We start from the raw sequence: 8,098 nt of genomic DNA, 5'->3' as shown, positions 1-8,098 counted from the left end.
GTCTTCATTGTGATGGCCCATGATGTAGATCTCGTCCGCACTCTCCATGATATCGCGCAGGGCATGCGCCACCACGCGCGCCTTCACGCGCGTGTGTTTCTCTACGGCCTTTGCCTTGCCGCCGAAGAACTGCGTTTTTCCGTTGATGTCGAGCGCCACCTGATCGCCGCCGCGTCCAAGCGCAAGATCGAGCTTTGCCTCGGCCTCCTCGCCGAGCTCCTTGAGCGACTGATCCGCCGCAAGTGAAAGGCCGATCGAGAGCGTCACCGGCAGCCCCTTGGAGTTGACGATCTTGCGCACTTGGTCGAGGATGTCGAACTTCTCCGCCATCGCGTGATCGAGCGCCTTGCGGTCGAGCAGCGCCACGAACTCTCCCTCCGAGATGCCGCGCATAAAGCCCCCGAGTCCGCTGATCCATGCGTCCAGGCGCTCGCGCACGGCAAGCAGCAGCATCGACTTCTCCGTCTCGCTCTGGCCCTGCATGATCTCGTCGTAGTTGTCCAGCTGGATGTAGAGCAGCGCCGTACGGCTGTCACGAAAGCTGTTTCGCAGATTCGCGAACTCCGTCTCATCCTGCACATAAAATGCCATCAGCGGGTCCATCTGAGGCGGTGTCGGCAGCATGCGGTGGTAGATATGATAGGAGCGGCCCTTGTGCGAGAAGCGATACTCCGCCTCCGTTCCCCACACCGTCTCAATGTTGAATTCCGGCCAAAAATCGGCAACTGCCGTCCCCTGCTCCGGGGGCGCGCCGCCGAGATTCTCCCCGAGCTGGCGATTGCACCACTCCAGATGGCCGTCCTGGCTCACCACGAGGATCGCCTGCGGCAGGCGATCCACCGCATAGTTCATCACATTATTAACATTACGGATAATGCCCATACAATAGCGTTCAAATCGCCGCTCTCTGTCATGACAACGTTCCCATGCAAACGCAGCCAAGACGGCCCAAAGCAGCAGCGATGCCGCGCCGACGTAGGAGTTATAGCAGAACGTCACAAGTGCAAGTGCCAGCATGACGATCAGATGGATCATGAGATCGATCCACGCGGATAGATTCCGCGGCATAGAATCACCTTCTTCAAAGAGGATAACGTATGTACAAAATGTATCAGACCGGCACGCAGCCTTATTTGCGGTCCGTCATTTTCTTTCGGTAATCAAAGACAATATCGAACAATCCCGTCCATGTCACTATCTGCGTCGCCAATCCGTTCACCAAGATGGTGATGTAGACGAGCAGGCGCACAAACGAGGCGACGCCGTACCGCTTCATCATGAACTGCAGGAACGAGAGCCCCTGCACAAGCCCCGCAAGTGTGGCGATCAGATATCCGTTGAGCGCCGCCCGGTACAGCAGGGTGATGTCGCGTGTCGTCCCCCAGTAGAGGCCGATCAGCGAGAACGCGAACAGATAGGAAAAGCCGATCGGCAGCCGCCACTCCGTAAACGCGGGGAACGGTGCCGCCGGGATTCCGAGGCGCACGAGCACATTGCGCAGAACGACAAAGCATGCCGCCGCCTCGATGACCGAGCCCCCGAGGAAGAGCGCCGGCAATACGAGCGCAAAGGATTCCAACGCCTGCATCGACACCGCGCGCGTCTGTTCGAGCCGTGCCTCGTCGATCCCCAGCGAGCGGTACACAGCGAGCGTCTCATTCACCGCCTCAGATGCCGTTGAGAAATCAACGGCAAACGGATTCAATCCGAAGAGGAGGAACATCATCAACACGGCAGCCCCCTTGCCGCCGAGAGACGCGAGTACGCCGCCCGTGAGGGCGCGCAGCGTATCCGCCCTGCAGCGAAAGAGTCCTCCGATCGCGAGCCCCGTCGGCGCAAACGAGAGTACGAAGAACGCGCCCATTGCGGGCGTTGCCAGCGGCAGCGTCAGGAGCAGTGCGGCGATCGAGACGAGAAGCCCCCAGCGGAGCCCTTCGCGCACCGTCACGAGCGCGATAAAGACCGGCCACAGCATCCCCATCATCATCGTCGGCAGGGGCAGGCAGATTGCCGCGAGTGCATAGATCACCGCGGCAGCCGTCATTACCCGCGCCGTTGCGACGGGTCTTGCTCCTTGTTCACTCATTCCGTACCCTTTCAGCGGCAGCGCGCCGCACATCTCTGCATAAGAAAGACCATTTTATTATAACAGATTTTAACATGTGTGTCACGGCAGTGCGGCACGCGGCGGACCGCACGCCGGACACAAAAGGAGAACCGCCCGCAAGCAGTTCTCCTCTATTTTATTTTAGCGCCGCAGCGGCAGCAAACCGACGGCAACATCATAGCACAAACACAGCAATATTTCAATCGTCCATGATCCCTGCCATGCGCAGGAGATACTGCGCGTTCGTCGTGCGGCAGCGTCCCTCGCGCATCTTAAAGTCAAAGAGGATCTTATCGCCTTCGTAATGCTCCTCAAAATGCGCGTTCGCCACCGGAACCCCCTCGCGCCCGAGATCACAGAGCTCGAAATCGTGCGTCGTCACAATCGTGATCGCATGCGGCAGCGTCAGGCGCCGGATCGCCTCGCGCGCCCCGACGATGCGGTCGGCGGAGTTCGTCCCGCGGAAGATCTCGTCGATCAGGATGAGCATCGGGCGGCCGCGCCTGCTGTACGCGATCATCTTCTTAATGCGCAGCAGCTCCGCGTAGAACGTCGAGATTCCGCCCGCCAGATCGTCGCTGATCTGAATCGACGTATAGACCGCCATCGGCGTGAGCACAAAGGACCGTGCGCATACTGGCGCGCCGGCGTACGCGAGAACTGCGTTGGAGCCGAGCACGCGCATATACGTCGTCTTTCCCGACATATTCGAGCCCGTGATGACAAGCGTCCCCGCCGTGAGATGCGCATCGTTCGGCGTCGCCGCCTCCTCGCTGAGCAGCAGGGGCGTTGCCCCCTCAGCAGTCAGCTGCGGGGGCATGCCGTCCAAAAACTGCGGAAACGCATACACCTCACGCGTATGTCCGATGCGTGCAAGCGAAAGCAGCACCTCCATCTCCGCCCAGACCTTCAGCCAGCCTGCCGCCGCCGCACCCACCCGCGTACGCCAGTAGGAGAAATACGCCATACAGTGGAAATCCCAGAGCAAAAAACCGTTTGCCAGCACAAAGAAGACAAAATTACGCCGCATTGCCGCACACTCTGCGAGCCTCGTGAGGCGGCTCTGCGCGCGCGTTGCGCGAATCGGATCGAAGAGCGGCGCGAGGATCGCGCCGAACGCCGCCCCATGCAGCGGCGCCCGTTCCAGCGCACGAAAGATCCTGCCGTAGAGCCGCAGCTCCCGCGCCATATGCCCGAGCGGGGCAAGCGTGCGCAGCGTCCGCGGGTAAAAGGCGAGCGCCAGCGTCAGATTGAGCATGAAAAGCGCAGTTGGAAGCTGCCAAGGCCCGTTCCAAAAACATGCCCAGAGCAGGGAGAGGATGCACGCCGACGCAAGCACGGCGCCGATGCCGGAGATAAGGCGCAGCGATCCGCCGAGCGGCCGGGCGAGTTCCTCCGCGAGTGCACGCGTATCATGCCCGTCGGGCAGCCCTGCCCCGCGCGCCTCGAGTTCGAGACAGAGGAGGGGATGGGCGAGGAGCTCTGCGACGGCTGCCTGCCGCTGCCGCGTCCGCTCGAGGTTCCACGGCGTCGCCGTGAGCGACCGCGCCAATCGGTCGCGGCCTGCCTGCGTCCGTGCCGCACAGAGGTACTGATAGAGCGACGCCGCGCCAAAGATGTGGAGATCCTGATCCGGCGGGCGCTTTTCCTTCCGATAGCCGGCGCCGTCCACCGGCGACATCTTCCAGTCCCCGGAGAACCGCGCGAGATAGTCTGCAGCCACATTGAGATACGCCTTGGTAAAACGGCGGCGACGCTCCAGGCGCCGGTGCCTCGCCACAAGTACGGCGAAGAGAAGCAGGAGGAATCCGCTCAGCATCAGCTCGGCGGAGGAACCAACATCCCAACCGTGAATCGCCGCGGCGAGCATCAGCGGGAATACCAGCGTGCGCGCGAGAATGTACCGCGTCCGCTGCGCATGCTGCACACGCGCATGCGCAAGCATATTCTCCCATACATTTTCATAGTAATGCTTCTTCAAAAGGATACTCCTTGTCATTCTTGCAATATGCTTCATTATAGCACAGCTCTGCACGCTCTTGTAGACAGTTTTTCCCAAAGCTGTTACAATATACGGATGACGGGAGGGGGTACGCATGCAGAATACGACAGATGCCATACGCCGCATAGAGGCCTCCATGCGGATCCTCGACGATCGCATGCACCGCGCGGCAGGCGACCTCGACTACGAGACCCATCTGCACGAAAAACGGGCCCTCGCAGCCGCGCTCCTCACACTCCGGCGCAGGCGGGAAGAGGAGTCCCGGCATTTCAGTCAAAATTCAGCATCATTGGATAGTATAAAAGACAAATAGTCAGATTTTCGGTAAAACGAAAGGAAAATACAATGTCACAACGCATGACCATGGATGAAGTCCTCAAAGAATACGGCGTACCGCAGCTGCGTCTCGACGTGCATGCGACGCGCAGCGACCTCCTCAAGCTCCGCGAGAAGCTCATGGCGATCCGCGACCTCTCCGACGGGCGCGAGCAGGGCTATCTCGATATCGAGTGCAAGCTCTACATCGACGTGGACGACATCGATCGCTACCTCTCGGGCGAGCTCGACACCGTCGGGGAGATCTACGCCTTCCCCGAGGATGTCAAGTCCTATCGGGAGTAAGCGCAGCGCAAAACAGATCCATTTCGAACGGTATATAAAGGAGAAAATCGAATGAACCTCAAGAAAATCATCGCTGCAGCGATGGTCGGGGCGCTGAGCATCACAGCCGCGCCCATCTTCATGCCCGGAGCACCGAGCGCCGTCATCTCACAGGCAGAGGCCGCGCGGGGCGGGGCACGCATTGCACCGAAGGCGGCTCCGTCCGCACCGAAGTCCGCCCCCGCCCCATCGAGCGGAAACAGCAAGTCTGTCTCGGGCAACGGCAACAGCTATGCGCCGTCCAAGAGCGCCAACCAGCTGGATAAGAATGCACCCGCAGCCGGGGCGAAGGCGGGAACAGCCGCAAATGCAGGCGCAGCAAACACGGCACGCTCGCATACGGGCTGGGGGAACGCGCTCCGCAGCATCGGCCTCCTTGCCGGCGGCATGCTGCTCGGCTCCATGCTCGCCTCCATGTTCGGTCTCGGCGGAGGCTTCCTCGCCGATCTGCTCGGCGTCCTCGCGAACGTCGCGATGGTCATGATCGCATTCATGGCGATCCGCTGGCTCTTCCGCCGTCTGCGCGGCCGCGGAGAGGAAAACGTATATCAGAGCGCCGCACAGCCGCATGCAGCGGCGCCGAAAGCCCCCATCCAAGACATCCGCCCGCCCGGAGCAGCCGCGCCGACGATTCCTGCGCGTATGGGAGGCGCCGCCGGCGACAGCCCGCGCGTCATCGCCGACCGCTATCGCAGCCGGTAAGCCGCGCGCAGAAGCGCTGCAAGCCGCCGCATCCCCGCTGCATGCCTTTGCCGCGTTCCGTGCGGGGGAGGGATGGACGCGCGGGCAGGATGCATATCATCACGGAGCACAGGATATGCGCGGATACGCAAAATAAAGAAAGAGACCGATGTACATTTCTGTACATCGGTTTTTTCTGCCCAATCAATAAAAATCATCGCGGTAAAATAGAAACAACGCTCTCCGGGAAATCCGATTTTGCCGGCAGATTTGTACTTGAAAAAGCCCTTCATATCATCCATAATAAAGGAAAGCACAGCAGATAAAGGAGTATTTTATGATCAAACCATCCACCTATGCCGCAGCAGATACCCTCATCGCGCGCTATCCCGCCCTCGAGAGCTGCGCCGCGGACATCCGTGCAGCCATCGCGGCGCTCTGCGCATGCTACCGCGCGGGCGGCAAGCTCATCGTCTGCGGCAACGGCGGCTCCGCTGCGGACGCGGAGCATATTGTCGGCGAGCTGATGAAGGGCTTTCTCCTGCCGCGGCACCTCGACGAGAATATCCTGGCGAAGCTGCACGAGGCATGCGACGCCACCGATCCCCAGACCATTGACTACTTCATGCAGAATCTGCAGGGGGCGCTGCCCGCGATCTCGCTGCCCTCACAGCTCGCGATCAGCACGGCGTTCTCGAACGATCAGGCGCCGGATCTCACCTTTGCCCAGCAGGTGCTCGGACTTGGAACCCCCGGCGATGTCCTGCTCGGCATCACGACCTCGGGCAACTCGAAGAACGTCCTCTATGCCTTCCGCATGGCAAAGGCGCTCGGGATGAAGACCATCGCGCTCACGGGCGCCGCGGGTGGGAAATGTACCGCGGGCGGCTATGCGGACATCACAATCCACGCGCCGAGCGACGAGACCTACAAGATCCAGGAGTACCATCTCCCGATCTACCACACGCTCTGCATCGCCGTCGAGGAGGAGTTCTTCGGCGCGGAGTAATCCTGTATCCGTGCGCTGCTCCAGCGGCCTGCGTGGTGCAGCCTGCCGGCGCGGCGTTCGTACGATCCCCACAAAAGGAGGAATATCCATGCCACTGACCCACGAGGATTTTATGAAACTCGCGAACGGGAGCGACATCCGCGGCGTCGCGGTCCCGGGCGTCCCGGGCGAGCCCGTCACTCTCACGCCGGAGGCGGCAAACCGCATCGCGGCCGGTTTTGTCCGTCTCCTCGCGGAGAAGACGGGCAAGAAGCCGGAAGAGCTGCAGATCGCCGTGGGCCATGACTCGCGCATCTCGGCGCTCGCGATCAAGGACTGCGTGCTCACGGGACTGACGTACAGGGGCGCGCACGGCATTGACTGCGTGCTCGCGTCCACGCCCGCCATGTTCATGTCGACCATCTTCGAGGATACGGCGGCGGACGGTTCCATCATGATCACGGCGAGCCACCTGCCCTACAACCGCAACGGGCTAAAGTTCTTCACCGCAGCGGGCGGCGCGGACAAGGAGGACATCCAAAAGATCCTCTCCTATGCCGCGGAGGCGGAGGAGGCGCACGGCACGCTCGACAACGTGCTGAAGTTCGACCTCATCGGCCGGTACAGCGAATACCTCGTCGATAAAATCCGCACGGCGCTCGGCGGAGCAGAGAAGCCGCTCGCAGGAATGCATATCGTCGTGGACGCCGGCAACGGCGCAGGGGGATTCTTTGCCGGCCGCATCCTCACGCCGCTCGGCGCAGACACCTCGGGCAGCCAGTTCCTGCAGCCCGACGGCCATTTTCCGAACCATATCCCGAACCCCGAGGACAAGGCCGCCATGCTTGCCATCAAGGAGGCGGTCATCGAAAGCGACGCCGACCTCGGGCTCATCTTCGATACCGATGTCGACCGCATGAGCGCCGTGCTCGCGGACGGAACGGACGTCAGCCGCAACGCGCTGATCGCCATGATGGCGGCAATCCTCGCCCCCGACTATCCGGGCTCGACCATCATCACGGACTCGGTGACCTCCGACGGCCTGCACGACTTCCTCGAAAAGGACCTGCACCTGAAGCACCTGCGCTACATGCGCGGCTACAAGAACGTCATCAACGAGTGCATCCGCCGCAACGAGGCGGGCGAGGTCTCGCCTCTTGCGATCGAGACGTCGGGGCACGGTGCACTCTCGGAGAACTACTTCCTCGACGACGGCGCCTATCTCGCGGTAAAGCTCATCATCGCGGCGGCGCAGGCGCGCGCGGAGAGCAGGACGCTCGGCGACCTCATCGCAGATCTGCGCTATCCGGCGGAGGAGCGCGAGATCCGCATCAAGATCGTCGGTACGGACGACCCGAAGGCATACGGCAGAGAGGTCCTCGCCGCGTTCGAGGAGCGCGCAAAGGCAAAAGGCCTCACAATCGCCAGCCCCTCCTATGAGGGCGTGCGCATCGTCATGGACGGCGGCTGGGCGCTCCTGCGCATGTCTCTGCACGATCCGAACATGCCGCTGAACATCGAGGCCGACGCCGCGGGCGGCGCGGATGCGATCGAACGCGAGGTAAAAGAACTGCTTGCGGGCTTTGACGCCCTCGATCTCTCGGGATTTCAGAGCTGAATGGGGGAAAGATCTGCCGCATGCGCTGAACTGCAGTGTATG

At 61.6% G+C, this 8,098-nt stretch carries 8 protein-coding genes; 5 read left to right on the top strand and 3 right to left on the bottom strand.

The window, feature by feature from the left end; all coding sequences use genetic code 11:
• From HMPREF7545_RS10425 to HMPREF7545_RS08365, 3 genes are all read right to left on the bottom strand, one after another.
• The coding region (locus tag HMPREF7545_RS10425) for a GGDEF domain-containing protein (RefSeq protein WP_006695298.1) at positions 1 to 1,068 on the bottom strand (1,068 nt) is incomplete at its 3' end.
• Positions 1,069 to 1,129: 61 nt separating this feature from the next.
• Complete coding sequence (locus tag HMPREF7545_RS08370) at positions 1,130 to 2,086, bottom strand: YybS family protein (RefSeq protein ID WP_050752695.1); 957 nt, start codon at positions 2,084 to 2,086, stop codon at positions 1,130 to 1,132.
• A 220-nt stretch (positions 2,087 to 2,306) separates the two neighbouring features.
• Positions 2,307 to 4,124 (bottom strand): MutS-related protein, encoded by a 1,818-nt coding sequence (locus HMPREF7545_RS08365; RefSeq protein WP_006695296.1) that lies wholly within the window; start codon positions 4,122 to 4,124, stop codon positions 2,307 to 2,309.
• 79 nt (positions 4,125 to 4,203) lie between these two features.
• Between HMPREF7545_RS08365 and HMPREF7545_RS10420 the strand changes: the two genes are divergently transcribed.
• The 5 genes from HMPREF7545_RS10420 (at position 4,204) to HMPREF7545_RS08335 (ending at position 8,056) form a co-directional block, all read left to right on the top strand.
• Positions 4,204 to 4,422 (top strand): V-type ATP synthase subunit D, encoded by a 219-nt coding sequence (locus HMPREF7545_RS10420; RefSeq protein WP_006695295.1) that lies wholly within the window; start codon positions 4,204 to 4,206, stop codon positions 4,420 to 4,422.
• A 32-nt stretch (positions 4,423 to 4,454) separates the two neighbouring features.
• Positions 4,455 to 4,730 carry a hypothetical protein gene (locus HMPREF7545_RS08355; RefSeq protein ID WP_040571326.1) on the top strand — a complete coding sequence of 92 codons (276 nt, stop codon included), beginning with the start codon at positions 4,455 to 4,457 and terminating at the stop codon, positions 4,728 to 4,730.
• A 51-nt stretch (positions 4,731 to 4,781) separates the two neighbouring features.
• Positions 4,782 to 5,471 carry a hypothetical protein gene (locus tag HMPREF7545_RS08350; protein ID WP_006695293.1) on the top strand — a complete coding sequence of 230 codons (690 nt, stop codon included), beginning with the start codon at positions 4,782 to 4,784 and terminating at the stop codon, positions 5,469 to 5,471.
• 316 nt (positions 5,472 to 5,787) lie between these two features.
• Positions 5,788 to 6,459: a D-sedoheptulose-7-phosphate isomerase gene (locus HMPREF7545_RS08340; RefSeq protein ID WP_006695291.1), complete on the top strand. Its 672-nt coding sequence runs from the start codon at positions 5,788 to 5,790 to the stop codon at positions 6,457 to 6,459.
• Positions 6,460 to 6,547: 88 nt separating this feature from the next.
• Positions 6,548 to 8,056, top strand: a complete 1,509-nt coding sequence (locus tag HMPREF7545_RS08335; RefSeq protein ID WP_006695290.1) for a phosphohexomutase domain-containing protein — start codon at positions 6,548 to 6,550, stop codon at positions 8,054 to 8,056.
• Positions 8,057 to 8,098 lie beyond the last annotated feature (42 nt).

The organism is Centipeda noxia ATCC 43541, assembly GCF_000160555.1.
GTDB classification, from domain to species: Bacteria; Bacillota; Negativicutes; order Selenomonadales; family Selenomonadaceae; genus Centipeda; species Centipeda noxia.
The sequence above is the reverse complement of the archived record's forward strand: the minus strand, read 5'-3'. Positions and strand labels throughout refer to the sequence as shown.

Excerpts from the sequence above, each read along its gene's own strand:
- HMPREF7545_RS08335 (WP_006695290.1), top strand. The coding sequence starts at position 6,548 with ATGCCACTGACCCACGAGGATTTTATGAAACTCGCGAACGGGAGCGAC.
- HMPREF7545_RS08350 (WP_006695293.1), top strand. The coding sequence starts at position 4,782 with ATGAACCTCAAGAAAATCATCGCTGCAGCGATGGTCGGGGCGCTGAGC.
- HMPREF7545_RS08340 (WP_006695291.1), top strand. The coding sequence starts at position 5,788 with ATGATCAAACCATCCACCTATGCCGCAGCAGATACCCTCATCGCGCGC.
- HMPREF7545_RS08355 (WP_040571326.1), top strand. The coding sequence starts at position 4,455 with ATGTCACAACGCATGACCATGGATGAAGTCCTCAAAGAATACGGCGTA.
- HMPREF7545_RS08365 (WP_006695296.1), bottom strand. The coding sequence starts at position 4,124 with ATGAAGCATATTGCAAGAATGACAAGGAGTATCCTTTTGAAGAAGCAT.
- HMPREF7545_RS08370 (WP_050752695.1), bottom strand. The coding sequence starts at position 2,086 with ATGAGTGAACAAGGAGCAAGACCCGTCGCAACGGCGCGGGTAATGACG.
- HMPREF7545_RS10420 (WP_006695295.1), top strand. The coding sequence starts at position 4,204 with ATGCAGAATACGACAGATGCCATACGCCGCATAGAGGCCTCCATGCGG.